We start from the raw sequence: 16287 nt of genomic DNA, 5'->3' as shown, positions 1-16287 counted from the left end.
CGTACGAGCTGCCGATGTCCGATATGTCCAGCGCGTACGTCGGAGTACGCCTGGCGGGTGGCTAGAGGATCGCGCCGGGGGTGTACGCCGCCGCGTCGGGGTGGCGGGCGACGACCGCCTCCACGCGACGCACGACCTCGCGGACCTGGTCGACGGCCGCGCCGGTGAAGGTGATCGGGTCGGAGACGAGCGCGTCGAGGTCCGCGCGGGAGAGCCCGAGCGACGGGTCGGCGGCCAGCCGCTCGAACACGTCGTTCTCGGCCTGGCCGCGGCGCATGTCGAGGGCGACCCCGACGGCCGCCTTCTTGATCGCCTCGTGGGCGGTCTCGCGGCCGACCCCGGCACGCACCGCGGCCATGAGCACCTTGGTGGTGGCCAGGAACGGCAGGTAGCGGTCCAGCTCGCGCTGGATCACCGCGGGGAACGCCCCGAACTCGTCGAGCACGGTGAGGAAGGTCTGGAACAGCCCGTCGGTGGCGAAGAACGCGTCCGGCAGCGCCACCCGGCGTACGACGGAGCACGAGACGTCACCCTCGTTCCACTGGTCGCCGGCGAGCTCGCCGACCATCGAGAGGTGCCCGCGCAGGATGACCGCGAGGCCGTTGACCCGCTCGCAGGACCGGGTGTTCATCTTGTGGGGCATCGCGGAGGAGCCGACCTGCCCCTCCTTGAACCCCTCGGTGACCAGCTCGATGCCGGCCATGAGACGGATCGTGGTGGCGAGGTTGGACGGGCCCGCGACCAGCTGGACCAGCGCGGAGACGACCTCGAAGTCCAGCGAGCGGGGGTAGACCTGGCCGACGCTGGTGAGCACCTGCTCGAAGCCGAGGTGGGCCGCCACCCGCTGCTCGAGCTCGGCCAGCCGGGTGGTGTCGCCGTCGAGCAGGTCGAGCATGTCCTGGGAGGTGCCGACCGGGCCCTTGATGCCGCGCAGCGGGTAGCGCGCGGCCAGCTCCTCCAGGCGCTGCACGGCGACGAGCATCTCGTCGGCGACGGTGGCGAAGCGCTTGCCGAGGGTGGTCGCCTGTGCGGCGACGTTGTGCGAGCGGCCGGCCATCACGGTCGCCTGGTGCTCGGCGGCGAGCCGCGCGAGGCGGGCGAGGGCCGCGACCGCGCGGTCGCGCACCAGCCGGAGGGACGAGAGCACCTGGAGCTGCTCGACGTTCTCGGTGAGGTCGCGCGAGGTCATGCCCTTGTGGATGTGCTCGTGACCGGCGAGCGCGCAGAACTCCTCGATGCGCGCCTTCACGTCGTGCCGGGTGATCCGCTCGCGCGCGGCGATCGAGGCCAGGTCGACCTGGTCGACGACCGCCTCGTAGGCCTCGACGACGCCGTCGGGGACGGCGACGCCGAGGTCGCGCTGGGCCTCGAGGACGGCGATCCAGAGCCGGCGCTCGAGCACGATCTTGTGCTCCGGGGACCAGATCGCGGCGAGGTCGGCCGCGGCGTAGCGGGTGGCCAGGACGTTGGGGACGGTCATGCGAGCTCAGACTCCCTGGGCGATGTCGGTGCGGTGCTGGGCGCCGTCGAAGTGGATGCGGCCCACGGCGTCGTACGCGCGGGAGCGGGCATCGGCGACGTCGTCGCCGACCGCGGTCACGGCCAGCACACGACCGCCGGCGGTCACGACGCCGCCGTCCTGCGAGGCGGTGCCGGAGTGGATCACGTCGACACCCTCGACGGACTCGGCGTCCTCGATGCCGGTGATCACGTCGCCCCTGCGCGCGGACTCGGGGTAGCCGGCCGAGGCGATCACCACGGTGACCGCGGCGCCCCCTCCCCAGCGCGGCGGGTCGACCTCGTCGAGCCGGCCGTCGGCGGCGGCCTTGAGGAGGACCCCGAGCGGGGAGGACAGCCGCTGCAGCAGGGCCTGGGTCTCCGGGTCGCCGAAGCGGGCGTTGAACTCGACGACCCGCACGCCCCGCTTGGTCAGCGCGAGCCCGGCGTAGAGCAGCCCCGCGAACGGGGCTCCCCGACGGTCCATCTCGCGCACGGTCGGGACCAGCACCCGCTCGGTGACCTCGTCCACGAGCCCGGGCGGCGCCCAGGGCAGCGGGGTGTAGGCGCCCATCCCCCCGGTGTTGGGTCCCTGGTCGCCGTCGAGGGCGCGTTTGAAGTCCTGCGCGGGCTGGAGGGGGTAGACGGTCTCGCCGTCGGTGATCGCGAAGAGCGACACCTCGGGTCCGTCGAGGAACTCCTCGATGACCACGCGCTCGCACGCCGCCGCGTGGGCGAGCGCGACCTCGCGGTCCTCGGTCACCACGACGCCCTTGCCCGCGGCGAGACCGTCGTCCTTCACGACGTACGGCGCCCCGAAGGCGTCGAGCGCGTCCGCGGCCTGCTCGGGGGTCGTGCAGACGCGAGCCATCGCGGTGGGGACCTCCGCGGCGGCCATGACGTCCTTGGCGAAGGCCTTGGAGCCCTCGAGCCGAGCGGCCTCCGCGGTCGGCCCGAAGCAGGAGATGCCGGCCGCGCGGACGGCGTCCCCGACCCCGGCCACGAGGGGGGCCTCGGGACCCACGACGACCAGGTCGACGCCGAGCCGGGTGGCCAGCGCCGCCACGGCCTCGCCGTCCATCGGGTCCACCGGGTGGAGGGTCGCCACCTGGCTCATGCCGGGGTTGCCGGGCGCCACGTGGACCTCGCTCACCCCGGGGTCCCGGGACAACGCCAGGGCGAGCGCGTGCTCGCGGCCACCGGTGCCGATCACGAGGGTCCTCACGGCGCACAGGCTAGACGAGCCGCGCCAGGTGCCCGCACCACGCGCAGGTCCCTGGAATCCGCCGACCTGCTCGGATTCGGCCCGCCCCGCGACCCGGGGCGCTACCTTTCCCCTGACTGGTCGCACCACCGGGCGTGTCTCCGCACATCAGGGCAACAGGACGGAGGGGGTGCTGCATGCGCGTGGTCATCGCCGACAACGACCCCGACGCCCTCGAGCTCGCGCTGACCGACCTCCGCCTCGAGGGTCACGAGGTGCACCCGGCCACCGACGCCGCCGGCGCGCGCGCCCTGGTCGAGACGGTCGGTCCCGACGTCGTGGTCCTCGACCACCGCATGCCGCCCGGCCCCACCGGGCTGGAGCTGGCCGAGGAGCTGGTCGGCGTCGGCACGACCGCCCGGATCGTCATCTACAGCAACTACCAGGACCCCACGCTCCGTGCCCGCGCGGCACTGATCGACGTCCCCTTCCTGGCCAAGGGCAACCTGCGCACGCTCCGTGCCGCGGTGGAGGGGCAGGTCCACGGTGGGTGAGGGCACCGGGCTCGGACTGGTCTCCAAGGTCGTCGCCGCGGTCGTGGCCCTGGTCGGCGTGCTCGCCGGGGTCGCGGTGGTGCTCTCCGCCCAGCACACCGCCGGCCTCGAGGCCGACAACCGCACCCGTGCGGCTGCGGCCAACGCGGTCCCCGTCGTCGCGGCGGCCCTGCGCAGCGCGATGACCACCGTCGAGACGGGTGGCGGCAGCGGCGCGCGGGAGGTCGAGCTCGACCAGGTCCGGGCGGAAGGCATCCCGGCCGATCTCGTCGTGCAGGCGCGGGACACCGGCAAGGCCCTCCTGGCGGACACCGGCCTCGTCGTCGCCCCCCACTACGGCGCCCCGGCCCCGCCCGAGAGCGTCGCCGCGCGACGGGACGCCTTCGTCGGCCTGTACGTCGCCCCTGTGCGCATCGCCTCCACCCTGAGCCGGCTGCGTCCCCCGGACGGCGGGGTCACGATCACCGGCCCCTCACGGATGGTCGGTTCGATCGGTGGCACCCGGCCCGGCGACGCGTCGTCGTACACGGTGACGCTCTCGACCGCCCTCGCGCCGGGGTGGGACGTCACCGTCTGGACCCCGGGCGGGCAGGCGGGTCCGGGGGCGTGGCTGGTGGCCGCCCTCTGCGTCCTCGCCGGGCTGCTCGGCGGCCTGTGGGTCGTGCGCCGAGGCCGCGTCGTCGCCGACACCGCGGCCGAGCTCGACCAGCTGCGGCACCAGAGCAGCGTGCTGGCGGGGTTGGCCGGCGTCGCACAGCGCAGCCTCGACCTGGCCGACGTGCTGCCCGCGGTCACGACCCAGCTGAGCGACGCCCTGGGCCTGCGCGGCATCTCCCTGACCACGCCGACCCGGGACGGCGAGGAGCGGGCGTTCTTCCGCAACGGCGAGCTGCCGACGCCCGCCCCCGGCTCCGCGCTCCCCGAGAGCGTCCCTCCGGGCCGGTCGCTGTCCCTCCTGCTCGCCCGGGGCGGGCGGACGATCGCGCGGCTCAACGTGCTGGCAGGGCGCCCCCTCGACGCCGAGGACATGGCCACGCTCGAGGCCGCCGGCGAGATCCTCACCTCCGCGCTCACCAACGCGGAGGCGTTCGCCCAGCAGCGGGAGGCGCTGCAGCGCCTGCGCTCGGTCGACGAGCTCAAGACCGTGTTCCTCGCCACCGCCTCCCACGAGCTGAGGACCCCCGTCGGCGTCATCTCGGGCTTCGCCGAGCTGCTGTCGGCCCACGTGGAGACCCTCAGCGCGCAGAAGGTCCGGGAGTACGCCGCCCGCATCGACGCCACCGCCCAGCAGCTGGGCTCCCTGGTGGAGAACCTCCTCGACTTCTCGCGGATGGAGCGCGGCATCGTCGGGCAGGGCGAGCAGGACGACCTCGACCTGGGCGACACCGTGCGTCGCATCCTCGACGAGCACCAGGACCTCTCGGCCCACCACGAGGTCGTCCTGGCCACGGCGCCCGAGCTCGTGGTCAGGGGCACCGAGCACGCCGTCGAGCGGGTGCTGACCAACCTCGTGGGCAACGCCGCGAAGTACTCCCCCGCCGGCACCACGATCCGGGTGCACGTCCGCGAGGAGGGCGGCAAGGCCGTGCTCCACGTCGACGACGAGGGCGCCGGGGTGGCGCCCGCCGACCGCGACCAGGTGTTCAGCCGCTTCTACCGCGGCAGTGGCGACGCGGTGACCAACACCCGTGGCGCCGGTCTCGGGCTCGCGATCGTCCACGAGTTCGCGGCCTCCATGGGCGGTGTCGCGTCGGTGACGGAGGCCCCGTCGGGCGGCGCCCGCTTCACCGTCAGGTTCCCGCTCGCCGACCGGACCGACCCCTCGTTGCCCGCCACGCGGGCCCCTGCCGAAGGAACGACCGATGTCCTCACGTGACCGCTTCGTCCCGGCCGTCGCCGGGCTCGCCGTCCTCCTGGTCGGGATCGTCATCGTCGCCCTGCTGCGAGGGGCCGAGCAGGACGGCACCCACGCCCTCGAGGACGCCAAGCAGGCGCAGGTGCAGACCACCGCCCAGAGCTTCGACGCCCGCGTGGTGTCCACGTTCCAGTCGCTGTCGGGGCTGGGCTCGCGACCCTGGGAGCTCACCTTGCGCAGCAAGGCCGACCAGGCCGTCCTCGACACCTTCACCATCGACCCCGATGCCGAGTCGGGCAGCTTCCTGGTCGACAAGCAGGACCGGATCGTCAGCGGCACGCTCCTGCGCCCGGGCAAGCTCGGGTCGACGTACGACGCCCCGGGCTGGGAGCAGGCCAAGACCAAGCTGGCCTCGGCCCCCGCGGTCATGCTGCCGGTGGCCGACTCGGGCGTGACCAGCGAGCTGCCGTCCTACGCCTTCGCGGTCGCGATCCGCGACCCCAAGGACCCGAGCAGCGTGCGCGGCGCCTTCGTCTTCGAGGGGGCGCTGAGCAAGGACTCCGCGTTCAACCAGGAGATCCAGGGGCTCGCTGACACCAGCGCCAGCACCGAGAGCTGGCGCTTCGTCGACGACAGCGGCCGGGTCGTGGCCACCTCGACGGCCACCGGGCTCGGCGAGAAGGTGCCTGCCTCCCTGGTCGGGCTCGCGCCCGGCAAGCACGAGATCGGCGACGACCTCGTCTTCAGCGCCGACGTCCCGTCGGTGGGGTGGCGCGTGATGTTCACCCAGCAGAAGGACGAGTTCGTCGGCCCCCTCGCCGGCCCCCTGCAGACCGTCGGGCTGATCCTCATCGTCGTGCTGCTGGCGACCGGACTGCTGCTGACCGTCGTGCTGGCGCGGCGGCTGCGCCAGGAGCGCGAGGAGCGTCGTCGCCTCCAGGAGCTGACCCGGTCGCAGGAGGAGTTCATCTCGGTGGTCTCCCACGAGCTGCGCACGCCGGTCTCCGGGGTCCTCGGCTTCCTGCAGACCAGCCTCGACCACTGGGACGGCATGGACGACGGCGAGCGGCGCAACGCGGTCAGCCGGGCGTTCCTCAACGCCCGCAGGCTCCAGGCGATGACCCGGGACGTGCTCGACACCGAGAGCCTGGAGTCCGGTCGCTTCGGCTACGTGATGGGCCCGGTCGACCTCGCCGACGAGGTCCGCACCGCCGCCGACGCGTTCGGTCCCAGCGGGGTCGAGATCTCCGTGCCCGTGGACGCCGTGCCCGTGGAGGGCGACGCCGACCGGCTCCAGCAGGTGCTCACCAACCTGCTCGACAACGCCCGCCGCAGCGCGCCGGCCGACACCCCTGTCCGCGTCGACCTGGGCCTCGACGGCGACCTCGCCCGTCTCACCGTCGAGGACAGCGGCAGCGGCATCGACCCCGACCAGCTGGAGCGGATCTTCGACAAGTTCGTCCGCGGCCGCGAAGGCGCGGTGTCCGGCACCGGACTCGGGCTCTACATCGCGCGCCAGATCGTCGAGGCCCACCACGGACGCATCTGGGCCGAGAGCCGCCCGGGTCAGACCCGCTTCGTCGTCGAGCTGCCACTGAGCCGGGTCGCGGCGCCTAGACTCGCCACACCATGACGAGCGCACCTGCACCCGAACGTCCGACCGTCCTCGTCGCGGACGACGAGCCCGACATCCGGGAGCTCGCGCGGGTGCTGCTGGAGATGGACGGCTTCGACGTCGTGGGGGAGGCGGTCGACGGCGAGCACGCCGTGGAGCAGTACGTCGAGCTCGACCCGCCGCCGGTCCCCAACGTCGTGCTCCTCGACAACCGCATGCCGCGGCTGGGCGGGCTCGACGCCGCCGAGCGCATCCTGCAGCACCACCCCGGACAGATCGTCGTGCTCTTCTCGGCACACCTCGACCCGGCCGTGACCACCCGCGCCCGCGAGCTCGGCGTCCGGGCCTGCGTGTCCAAGGTCGACACCGCCAAGCTGCCGCGGATCCTGCGGGACCTGCTCGACGGCTGAGGGCCGGGCGCGCTCAGCGCAGGACGATCGACTCCTCGCGGCCGGGCCCGACCCCGATGCCCCAGAACGGGGCACCCGAGAGCTCCTCGAGCCGGCGGACGTAGGCCTGGGCGTTGGCCGGCAGGTCCTCGAAGGTGCGGCAGCCCGAGATGTCCTCGCGCCAGCCCGGCAGCATCTCGTAGACGGGCGTGGCGTGGTGGAACTCGGTCTGGGTCATCGGCATCTCCTCGACCCGCTCGCCGTCCACCTCGTAGGCCACGCAGACGGGGATCTCGTCCCACTCGCCGAGGCAGTCGAGCTTGGTGAGGAAGAACTCGGTGAGCCCGTTGACCCGGGCGGCGTAGCGGGCGATCACCGCGTCGTACCAGCCGCAGCGCCGGGGACGGCCGGTCGTGGTGCCGAACTCCGCGCCGATCTGGCGCAGCTTGTCGCCGTCCTCGTCGAACAGCTCGGTCGGGAAGGGGCCCGCGCCGACCCGGGTCGTGTAGGCCTTGATCACCCCGATGATGCGGTCGATGCGCTTGGGGCCGATGCCCGCACCCGCCCCGACGCCGCCGGCGATCGGGTTGGAGGAGGTGACGAACGGATAGGTGCCGTGGTCGACGTCGAGCATCGTGGCCTGGGCGCCCTCGAACAGCACGACCTTCTCCTCGTCGAGCGCCTGGTTGAGCACCAGCGAGGTGTCGGCGACCATCGGGGCGAGCCGCTCGGCGTAGCCCCCGATCTCCTCGAGGATCTCGTCCACGCTGATCGCGCGCCGGTTGTAGACCTTGACCAGCAGGTGGTTCTTGACCTCGAGTGCGGCCTCGACCTTGGCGGCCAGGATCTTCTCGTCGAAGACGTCGGCGACCCGCACGCCGATGCGGTTGATCTTGTCGGCGTACGCCGGGCCGATGCCCCTGCCGGTCGTGCCGATCTGGTTCTTGCCGAGGAAGCGCTCGGTGACCTTGTCGATCGCGGTGTGGTAGCTGGTGATCAGGTGCGCGCTGCCCGACAGCAGCAGCGACGAGGTGTCGACTCCGCGGGCCTCGAGGCCGTCGACCTCGGTGAGCAGGACGCGGGCGTCGAGCACGACGCCGTTGGCGATCACCGGGGTGCACCCGGGCGTGAGGACGCCGCTGGGCAGCAGGTGGGTGGCGAACTTCTCCCCGTTGACCACGATGGTGTGGCCCGCGTTGTTGCCGCCCTGGTAGCGCACGCAGTAGTCGATCTCCGACCCCAGCAGGTCGGTCGCCTTGCCCTTGCCCTCGTCGCCCCACTGGGCGCCGAGCACCACGATCGCCGGCATCTGCCACCACTCCGAGCCGTCTCGCGCCGGGGCCGCCCGTGAGCGGGTCCCCGACAAGTCGAAAGCCCCGGGGGTGCAACCAGCACTCCGGGGCTCTTGCGACCCGACGATACCAAATCGCGCGCCTGCCGAGCGGGCGTCGGTGGCCGGCCCCCGGGGCCAGGAGGGCCGTGCCCCACCGGGAGGGAGGGGCGGACCCGTACGCTTCGCAGGTGGAGGGACTTCTGCTGATCAGCAACGCCGGGGCCGGGACCAACGAGGACGACGCGGTCGCCGAGGCGGTGGAGGTCCTGCGCGAGAAGTACGACGTCGAGCAGGTCGCGACCGAGGACGAGGACGAGCTCGAGGACGTCCTGAAGAAGTCGGGTGACCGGGTCGTGGCGGTGGCCGGCGGCGACGGGAGCCTCCACGCGGTCGTCAACGCGCTGTGGCGGCTTCGTCGCCTCGAGAAGACCCGGCTCGGGCTCATCCCGCTCGGGACCGGCAACGACTTCGCCCGCGGTGCCGGCATCCCGCTCGAGCCGGCCGACGCGGCCCGGGTCGTCAACGCCGGCGACTCCGTGGCCATCGACCTCGTCGTCGACGACTGCGACCGGGTGATCGTCAACAACGCCCACCTCGGCATCGGCGCCGACGCGAGCCGGTCCGCGCTGAAGTGGAAGCCCCGCATGGGCAAGGTCGGCCTGGGGCGGCTCGGCTACGCGATCGGCGCGCTGAGCGCCGGTCTGCGCCCCGACTTCATCTACGCCAAGGTCACCATCGACGGCAAGCTGATCGACCGGCCCCACCGCCTGGCCCAGGTCGCGATCGGCAACGGCCCCGACGTCGGCGGCGGCACCGAGCTGATCCCGGGTGCCGACCCGACCAGCGGCCGCATCACCGTGATCGTCTCGCGGGCCGTCGGACCGTGGAGCCGCCTGGGCTACATGCTGCGGCTCCGCGGCGGCTCCCACCACCTGATGAAGGAGGTCGAGCAGCTGCAGGGCAGCAAGGTCGAGGTCGAGGGCGACGAGTTCTACCTCAGCGCCGACGGTGAGGTGACCGGCCCGCACACGCACATGTCGTGGGAGCTGCGTCCCGACGCGGTCCGGATGTTCCTGCCGGGCCGTGGACTCGCCGCGGAGTCCGAGCCCGGCGCCGAGGCCTCGGAGGCCTGATCCGGCCTCAGCCCAGCAGGGCGGCGTGGGCCTCGGGGCTGGAGTCGCGCAGGAAGTCCGCGCAGCGCGCGGCCTCCGCCTCCTCGCCGATCGCCGCGGCCGCCTCGCTGAGCAGCGCCAGCGAGCGCAGGAACCCGCGGTTGGGCGCGTGGTCCCACGGCACCGGGCCGTGACCCTTCCACCCGTGGCGGCGCAGCCGGTCGAGCGAGCGGTGGTAGCCGACGCGGGCGTAGGCGTAGACGGTGAGGTCGTCGTTGCCGGCAGCCCGTGCCTCGGCGGCCAGCGCCGCCCACGCGGTCGGCGACTCAGGGTGCCGGCGTACGACGTCACCCGGGGCCTGCCCGGCCTCGAGCTCGGCGTCGGCCGGGTCGGCGGGAAGGTGGGTGGGCGGGGGCCCCGCCAGCAGGTCCTGGTGCGTCATGGGCTCGATTGTGCCCGGTGCACCCCTGCGGCGGGGCCCCGCCCCGGCCCCCGTCAGCGGCGCGCCCCACCGCGGCGGCGACCCGCCACGACCAGCACGAAGCCCGCCAGGAGGGCGGAGGCACCCGCCCACAGCAGCGACCGCTGAGGTCCGCCGGTGGCAGGGAGCACGGCCGCCGGGGCGCGGGGCGCGGGCCGCACCTCGGCGACGGGCTTCTTCTGGGGGTGGTGCGGGTCGCGCGTCTCCTGCTCGGGCAGCACCTCGGCGAAGCGGACGACGGCGTCGTCGGTGTCCTCGGCCGTGGTCCCGTCGTTGTCGGCGACGACGGCCGTGAACACGTTGACGTGGTCGGGACCGTCGACGGAACCCGCGACCTTCCTGGTGATCGAGAAGGTGCACTCCGCGCCGGCCGCCAGCAGCGTGCCGACCTGGCAGTCGTCGTCCCCGTCCAGCGTCCCGTAGACCGAGTCGCTGAGCGAGGTGACCGTCACCGGCTCCTCGGCCGAGGTGTTCGTCACCGTGAAGGTGAACACGACTGCCGCGCCGGTCTCGGGGACTGCGTCCCTGCTCGGCGTCTTGGTGACCTCGATCGCCGGTGCGACATCGGTGAAGTCCACGGTCGCGTCGTCGTCGTCGGTGGCCTCGGTGCCGTCGTTGTCGACCGCCTGGGCGGTGAAGACGTTGACGTGGTCCGGGCCGGAGAAGTCACCGGAGACGGTCCTGGTGATCGAGAACGAGCACTCCGCGCCCGCCGCCAGCAGCGTGCCGACCTGGCAGTCGTCGTCCCCGTCGAGCGTCCCGTAGACCGAGTCCGACAGCGAGGTGATCGCCACGGCCTCCTCACCGGAGGTGTTCTTCACCGTGAAGGTGAAGTCCACGTCGCCACCGGTCTCCGGCACCGCGGTCGGGTTGGCCGTCTTGGTCACCTCGATGGTCGGCGCCACGTCGGTGAAGTCCACCGTGGCGTCGTCGTCGTCGGTGGCCTCGGTGCCGTCGTTGTCGACCGCCTTCGTGGTGAACACGTTGACGTGGTCCGGACCCGAGAAGTCACCCTCGACCGTCCGCGTGATCGAGAACGAGCACTCCGCACCCGCCGCCAGCACCGTGCCGAGCTTGCAGTCCGCGTCACCGTCCAGCGTCCCGTAGACCGAGTCCGACAGCGAGGTGATCGCCACGGCCTCCTCACCGGAGGTGTTCTTCACCGTGAAGGAGAAGTCCACGTCGCCACCGGTCTCCGGCACCGCGGTCGGGTTGGCCGTCTTGGTCACCTCGATGGTCGGCGCCACGTCGGTGAAGTCCACCGTCGCGTCGTCGTCGTCGGTGGCCTCGGTGCCGTCGTTGTCGACCGCCTTCGTGGTGAACACGTTGACGTGGTCCGCACCCGAGAAGTCACCCTCGACCGTCCGCGTGATCGAGAACGAGCACTCCGCACCCGCCGCCAGCACCGTGCCGACCTTGCAGTCGTCGTCACCGTCCAGCGTCCCGTAGACCGAGTCCGACAGCGAGGTGATCGCCACGGCCTCCTCACCGGAGGTGTTCTTCACCGTGAAGGTGAAGTCCACGTCGCCACCGGTCTCCGGCACCGCGGTCGGGTTGGCCGTCTTGGTCACCTCGATGGTCGGCGCCACGTCGGTGAAGTCCACCGTGGCGTCGTCGGTGTCGGTGGCCTCGGTGCCGTCGTTGTCGACCGCCTTCGTGGTGAACACGTTGACGTGGTCCGGACCCGAGAAGTCACCCTCGACCGTCCGCGTGATCGAGAACGAGCACTCCGCACCCGCCGCCAGCACCGTGCCGAGCTTGCAGTCCGCGTCACCGTCCAGCGTCCCGTAGACCGAGTCCGACAGCGAGGTGATCGCCACGGCCTCCTCACCGGAGGTGTTCTTCACCGTGAAGGAGAAGTCCACGTCGCCACCGGTCTCCGGCACCGCGGTCGGGTTGGCCGTCTTGGTCACCTCGATGGTCGGCGCCACGTCGGTGAAGTCCACCGTGGCGTCGTCGTCGTCGGTGGCCTCGGTGCCGTCGTTGTCGACCGCCTTCGTGGTGAACACGTTGACGTGGTCCGGGCCGGAGAAGTCACCCTCGACCGTCCGCGTGATCGAGAACGAGCACTCCGCGCCCGCCGCCAGCAGCGTGCCGACCTGGCAGTCCGCGTCCCCGTCCAGCGTCCCGTAGACCGAGTCCGACAGCGAGGTGATCGCCACGGCCTCCTCACCGGAGGTGTTCTTCACCGTGAAGGTGAAGTCCACGTCGCCACCGGTCTCCGGCACCGCGGTCGGGTTGGCCGTCTTGGTCACCTCGATGGTCGGCGCCACGTCGGTGAAGTCCACCGTCGCGTCGTCGTCGTCGGTGGCCTCGGTGCCGTCGTTGTCGACCGCCTGGGCGGTGAAGACGTTGACGTGGTCCGGACCCGAGAAGTCACCCTCGACCGTCCGCGTGATCGAGAACGAGCACTCCGCGCCCGCCGCCAGCACCGTGCCCAGCTTGCAGTCCGCGTCCCCGTCCAGCGTCCCGTAGACCGAGTCGCTGAGCGAGGTGACCGTCACCGTCTCCTCGGAGGTGTTCTCGACCGTGAAGGAGAAGTCCACCGGCCCACCGGTCTCGGGGACCGCGGTCGGGTTGGCCGTCTTGGTCACCTCGATGGTCGGAGCGACGTCGTCGAAGCCGACCGTGGCGTCGTCGTCGTCGGTGGCCTCGGTCTTGTCGTCGTCGACCACCTTGGCCGTGAACAGGTTGTGATGGTCCGGCCCCGACTGGTCACCCGCGACCCACTTCACGATCGCGAAGCTGCACTCCGCGTCGGCCGCGAGGACGGTGCCCACCTGGCAGTCCGCGTCGCCGTCGAGCACGCCGTAGACCGAGTCGCTGAGCGAGGTGACCGTCACCGACTCCTGGGCCGAGGTGTTCTTCACCGTCATGGAGAAGACGACGTAGGCGCCCGTCTCCGGCACGCTCGTGACGTTGGGGGTCTTGGTGACCTCGATCGCCGGTGCGACATCGGTGAAGTCCACCGTCGCGTCGTCGTCGTCGGTGGCCTCGGTGCCGTCGTTGTCGACCGCCTTGGCCGTGAACACGTTGACGTGGTCCGCACCCGAGAAGTCACCCTCGACCGTCCGCGTGATCGAGAACGAGCACTCCGCACCCGCCGCCAGCACCGTGCCGACCTTGCAGTCGTCGTCCCCGTCCAGCGTCCCGTAGACCGAGTCCGACAGCGAGGTGATCGCCACGGCCTCCTCACCGGAGGTGTTCTTCACCGTGAAGGTGAAGTCCACGTCGCCACCGGTCTCCGGCACCGCGGTCGGGTTGGCCGTCTTGGTCACCTCGATGGTCGGCGCCACGTCGGTGAAGTCCACGGTCGCGTCGTCGTCGTCGGTGGCCTCGGTGCCGTCGTTGTCGACCGCCTGGGCGGTGAACACGTTGACGTGGTCCGGACCCGAGAAGTCACCCTCGACCGTCCGCGTGATCGAGAACGAGCACTCCGCACCCGCCGCCAGCACCGTGCCGAGCTTGCAGTCCGCGTCACCGTCCAGCGTCCCGTAGACCGAGTCCGACAGCGAGGTGATCGCCACGGCCTCCTCACCGGAGGTGTTGCGCACCGTGAAGGAGAAGTCCACGTCGCCACCGGTCTCCGGCACCGCGGTCGGGTTGGCCGTCTTGGTCACCTCGATGGTCGGCGCCACGTCGGTGAAGTCCACCGTCGCGTCGTCGGTGTCGGTGGCCTCGGTGCCGTCGTCGTCGACCGCCTTGGCCGTGAACACGTTGACGTGGGCAGGACCCACCTGGTCACCCGAGACCCACTTCACGAGCGTGAAGCTGCACTCGGCGTCGACCGCGAGCACCGTGCCGACCTGGCAGTCCGCGTCACCGTCGAGCGTCCCGTAGACCGAGTCCGACAGCGAGGTGACCGTCACCGGCTCCTGGGTGGAGGTGTTCTTCACCGTCATCGTGAAGACGACGTAGCCACCCGACTCGGGCACGCTCGCGACGTTGGGGGTCTTGGTGACCTCGATCGTCGGCGCCACGTCGGTGAAGTCCACCGTCGCGTCGTCGTCGTCGCTCACCTCGGTGCCCTCGTTGTCGACCGCCATGGCCGTGAACAGGTTGTGGTGGGCAGGGCCGGAGAAGTCGCCCGCGACGTTCCTGGTGATCGAGAAGCTGCAGTCCGCGCCGGCCGCGAGGACGGTCCCGACCTGGCAGTCCGCGTCGCCGTCGAGCACGCCGTAGACCGAGTCGACCAGGCTGGTGACGGTGACGGGCTCGCTGCTGGTGTTCCTCACCACGAACGTGAACTCGACGTTGCCGCCGGTCTCGGGCACGGCCGTCTTGTCCGCCGTCTTGGTGACCACGATGGTGGGCGGCACGTCGGTGAAGCCCACGGTCGCGTCGTCGTGGTCGCTCGCCTCGGTGCCCTCGTTGTCGACCGCCTTGGCGGTGAACACGTTGTGGTGGTCCGCACCCGAGGCGTCACCCGCGAGCGAGCGCGTGACGGAGAAGGCACAGCTGTCCCCGACGGCCAGCGCCGTGCCGACCTGGCAGTCCGCGTCACCGGCCAGGGTCCCGAAGACCGAGTCGGACAGGCTGGTGATCGTCACCGGCTCACCGCTGGTGTTCCTCACCACGAAGGTGAAGTCGACGTCGCCACCCGACTCGGGGACCGTCGCCCTGTCGGCGGTCTTGGTGACCTGGATCGTCGGCGCGACGTCGGTCACGACCACGTGGGCGGGGTCGGTGTCCTGGACCGTGGTCCCGCTCGAGGTGCCCGTCGCGGTGGCGATGTTGACGTGGTCGGGGTTGGCCTGGGCCAGCGTCGTCGTGACGATGCAGGTGAAGGAGGCACCCACCGCGAGGGTGGCCGGGACGGTGCACCCCGAGAGCCCGAGCTTGTCGTCGGAGAGCGTGAGGGACGAGAGCGGGACGTTGCCGGTGTTCGTCACGGTGAAGCGGTACTTGACGTTGCTGCGCTCGGCGACCGTCGGCGCCCCCGCGAGGGTGTCGGCGTCCTTCCACGTGGCGCCGCCGTCGACGCTGACGTCCTTCTCGACGTCGATCGCGGGGGCCGGCACCGAGGTGACCCGGACCGCGGCGGTGTCGGAGTCGGTGAGCGGGAGCGTGTCGTCGCCCGGGAAGGTGTAGCCCCTCACGGCCGCGGTGTTGGTGTAGGTGCCGACCTGCGGCACGGTGATCGTCATGACCTTCTCGCCGTAGGCGACGCCGCCGGCCGCCAGGTCGTCGGCCTGGCCGTCACCGTCGACGTCGGTCAGCCCGGTCAGGGCGACGGTGAAGTCGTCACTCGGGTCGCCCGGCGTCCGGTTGTCGTCGGTGATCGTCGACACGTCGTACAGCGCCGCCCCGGGCGGGTTGCCGACGTTGCTGGGGTTGGAGACCTTGTAGAGGTACTTGACCTCGTCGCCGGAGGCGATGTCGAGGGTCTCGACCCCAGGACGCGTGCCGTTCTTGGTGGTCACGGTCTTCTGGAGGTCGAGCTCGGGCCAGTGCAGGTTGCCGAACTGGTAGAAGGGGACCGTCTGGTTGCCGACGCTGATGGCGGCCGCCGGGGTCACGGGGACCGAGCCCTGGACCTTCGTCAGCCGCGCTGCGGTGACCGCGCCCTGCAGGTTGCCGGTCGGCCTGGCGCCGGGCTTGCAGTAGAGCCGGACGTCGGTCCGGACGACGACGGTCTCGGCCCGCTCCAGGTCCGTCAGCCGCACGGTCCCGTTGAGCGTCGACCCCGCCACGAACATCGGACCCGACTTGGTCTCGCTGGTCAGCGTCGCGACGCTGCCCCCGTCGTCGACGATCGCCTGGTCGGTGGAGTCCTCCCCCGCCACCAGGTCGACCACCGGGGCCCGGTTGACCTCGACCTTGGTGATGTCACCGATGGCGACACCGGACTGGCCGGTGGTGTCCATCAGGAACCGGTAGTCGATGTCGATGGTCTGAGGGCCGTCGGTCGCGGCCTGCGCGGTGTCGCCGACCGAGACCTTGGTCAGGTAGGTGACGATGTCGCCGCACGAGAAGTCGACGGCCTCGAGCGACTCGACGATGTCAGCGGTCTTGCCCTTGGTCCCGTCGTCGAACGCACCGCCGCCGTGCAGGTGGTTGTAGGAGTACGGCGCCGCGCCCACGAAGTTGAGCGAGAAGTCGCCGGAGGCGGCCGCGGCGGGCAGGACCGGCACGATCGCCGTCGCTGCCCCCACCAGCAGCGGGACCGCCGCCAGGGCGAGTCGCTTGCGGGACCCCTCCGGCGTCTTGACGTGCTTGTACAGCGGCTTGCGAGTCTTCATGACGG

Annotated in this window: 10 protein-coding genes; 5 read left to right on the top strand and 5 right to left on the bottom strand. The window is 71.8% G+C overall.

All coding sequences use genetic code 11. The features are described from left to right. Positions 1–61: 61 nt before the first annotated feature. Positions 62–1480, bottom strand: a complete 1419-nt coding sequence (gene purB / locus J2S63_RS11200; RefSeq protein ID WP_310301981.1) for an adenylosuccinate lyase — start codon at positions 1478–1480, stop codon at positions 62–64. 6 nt (positions 1481–1486) lie between these two features. Next, the gene (gene purD / locus J2S63_RS11195; protein WP_310301980.1) at positions 1487–2722 is read right to left on the bottom strand and encodes a phosphoribosylamine--glycine ligase; all 1236 of its coding nucleotides are present in this window, start codon (positions 2720–2722) and stop codon (positions 1487–1489) included. A gap of 176 nt (positions 2723–2898) precedes the next feature. On the opposite strand from purD, the gene J2S63_RS11190 reads away from it, so the two are divergent. From J2S63_RS11190 to J2S63_RS11175, 4 genes are read left to right on the top strand one after another with little or no spacing between them, the layout of a single operon-like run. Beyond that, positions 2899–3255, top strand: a complete 357-nt coding sequence (locus J2S63_RS11190) for a response regulator (RefSeq protein WP_310301979.1) — start codon at positions 2899–2901, stop codon at positions 3253–3255. Beyond that, entirely contained in the window at positions 3248–5131 is a 1884-nt protein-coding gene (locus tag J2S63_RS11185) for a sensor histidine kinase (RefSeq protein ID WP_310301978.1), read from the top strand. Before J2S63_RS11190 ends, J2S63_RS11185 begins: the two co-directional genes overlap by 8 nt. Then, entirely contained in the window at positions 5118–6743 is a 1626-nt protein-coding gene (locus J2S63_RS11180) for a sensor histidine kinase (RefSeq protein WP_310301977.1), read from the top strand. Before J2S63_RS11185 ends, J2S63_RS11180 begins: the two co-directional genes overlap by 14 nt. Further along, positions 6740–7135 carry a response regulator transcription factor gene (locus J2S63_RS11175; protein ID WP_310301976.1) on the top strand — a complete coding sequence of 132 codons (396 nt, stop codon included), beginning with the start codon at positions 6740–6742 and terminating at the stop codon, positions 7133–7135. Before J2S63_RS11180 ends, J2S63_RS11175 begins: the two co-directional genes overlap by 4 nt. A 13-nt stretch (positions 7136–7148) precedes the next feature. Here J2S63_RS11175 and J2S63_RS11170 read toward each other — a convergent pair whose 3' ends face one another. Continuing rightward, positions 7149–8423: an adenylosuccinate synthase gene (locus J2S63_RS11170; RefSeq protein WP_310301975.1), complete on the bottom strand. Its 1275-nt coding sequence runs from the start codon at positions 8421–8423 to the stop codon at positions 7149–7151. Between the two features lie 212 nt (positions 8424–8635). Here J2S63_RS11170 and J2S63_RS11165 point away from each other — a divergent pair, with 212 nt between their 5' ends. After that, positions 8636–9580: a diacylglycerol/lipid kinase family protein gene (locus J2S63_RS11165; RefSeq protein WP_310301974.1), complete on the top strand. Its 945-nt coding sequence runs from the start codon at positions 8636–8638 to the stop codon at positions 9578–9580. A gap of 7 nt (positions 9581–9587) precedes the next feature. On the opposite strand, the gene J2S63_RS11160 is transcribed toward J2S63_RS11165, so the two are convergent. Together J2S63_RS11160 and J2S63_RS11155 are read right to left on the bottom strand one after the other, a co-directional pair. Continuing rightward, on the bottom strand, positions 9588–10001 hold the full coding sequence (locus J2S63_RS11160; protein WP_310301973.1) for a DUF3151 domain-containing protein: 414 nt from the start codon (positions 9999–10001) through the stop codon (positions 9588–9590). A 53-nt stretch (positions 10002–10054) separates the two neighbouring features. Beyond that, on the bottom strand, positions 10055–16282 hold the full coding sequence (locus tag J2S63_RS11155; protein ID WP_310301972.1) for a CLIPPER-2 domain-containing protein: 6228 nt from the start codon (positions 16280–16282) through the stop codon (positions 10055–10057). Positions 16283–16287 lie beyond the last annotated feature (5 nt).

It is taken from the genome of Nocardioides marmoribigeumensis (assembly GCF_031458325.1).
GTDB classification, from domain to species: domain Bacteria; phylum Actinomycetota; class Actinomycetes; order Propionibacteriales; family Nocardioidaceae; genus Marmoricola_A; species Marmoricola_A marmoribigeumensis.
This window is presented reverse-complemented; position numbering and strand designations above follow the sequence as displayed.

What these genes read in the sequence shown, in the direction of transcription:
- purB (WP_310301981.1), bottom strand. Translation starts at nt 1,480, where the DNA reads ATGACCGTCCCCAACGTCCTGGCCACCCGCTACGCCGCGGCCGACCTC.
- J2S63_RS11190 (WP_310301979.1), top strand. Translation starts at nt 2,899, where the DNA reads ATGCGCGTGGTCATCGCCGACAACGACCCCGACGCCCTCGAGCTCGCG.
- J2S63_RS11180 (WP_310301977.1), top strand. Translation starts at nt 5,118, where the DNA reads ATGTCCTCACGTGACCGCTTCGTCCCGGCCGTCGCCGGGCTCGCCGTC.
- J2S63_RS11175 (WP_310301976.1), top strand. Translation starts at nt 6,740, where the DNA reads ATGACGAGCGCACCTGCACCCGAACGTCCGACCGTCCTCGTCGCGGAC.
- J2S63_RS11170 (WP_310301975.1), bottom strand. Translation starts at nt 8,423, where the DNA reads ATGCCGGCGATCGTGGTGCTCGGCGCCCAGTGGGGCGACGAGGGCAAG.
- J2S63_RS11160 (WP_310301973.1), bottom strand. Translation starts at nt 10,001, where the DNA reads ATGACGCACCAGGACCTGCTGGCGGGGCCCCCGCCCACCCACCTTCCC.
- J2S63_RS11155 (WP_310301972.1), bottom strand. Translation starts at nt 16,282, where the DNA reads ATGAAGACTCGCAAGCCGCTGTACAAGCACGTCAAGACGCCGGAGGGG.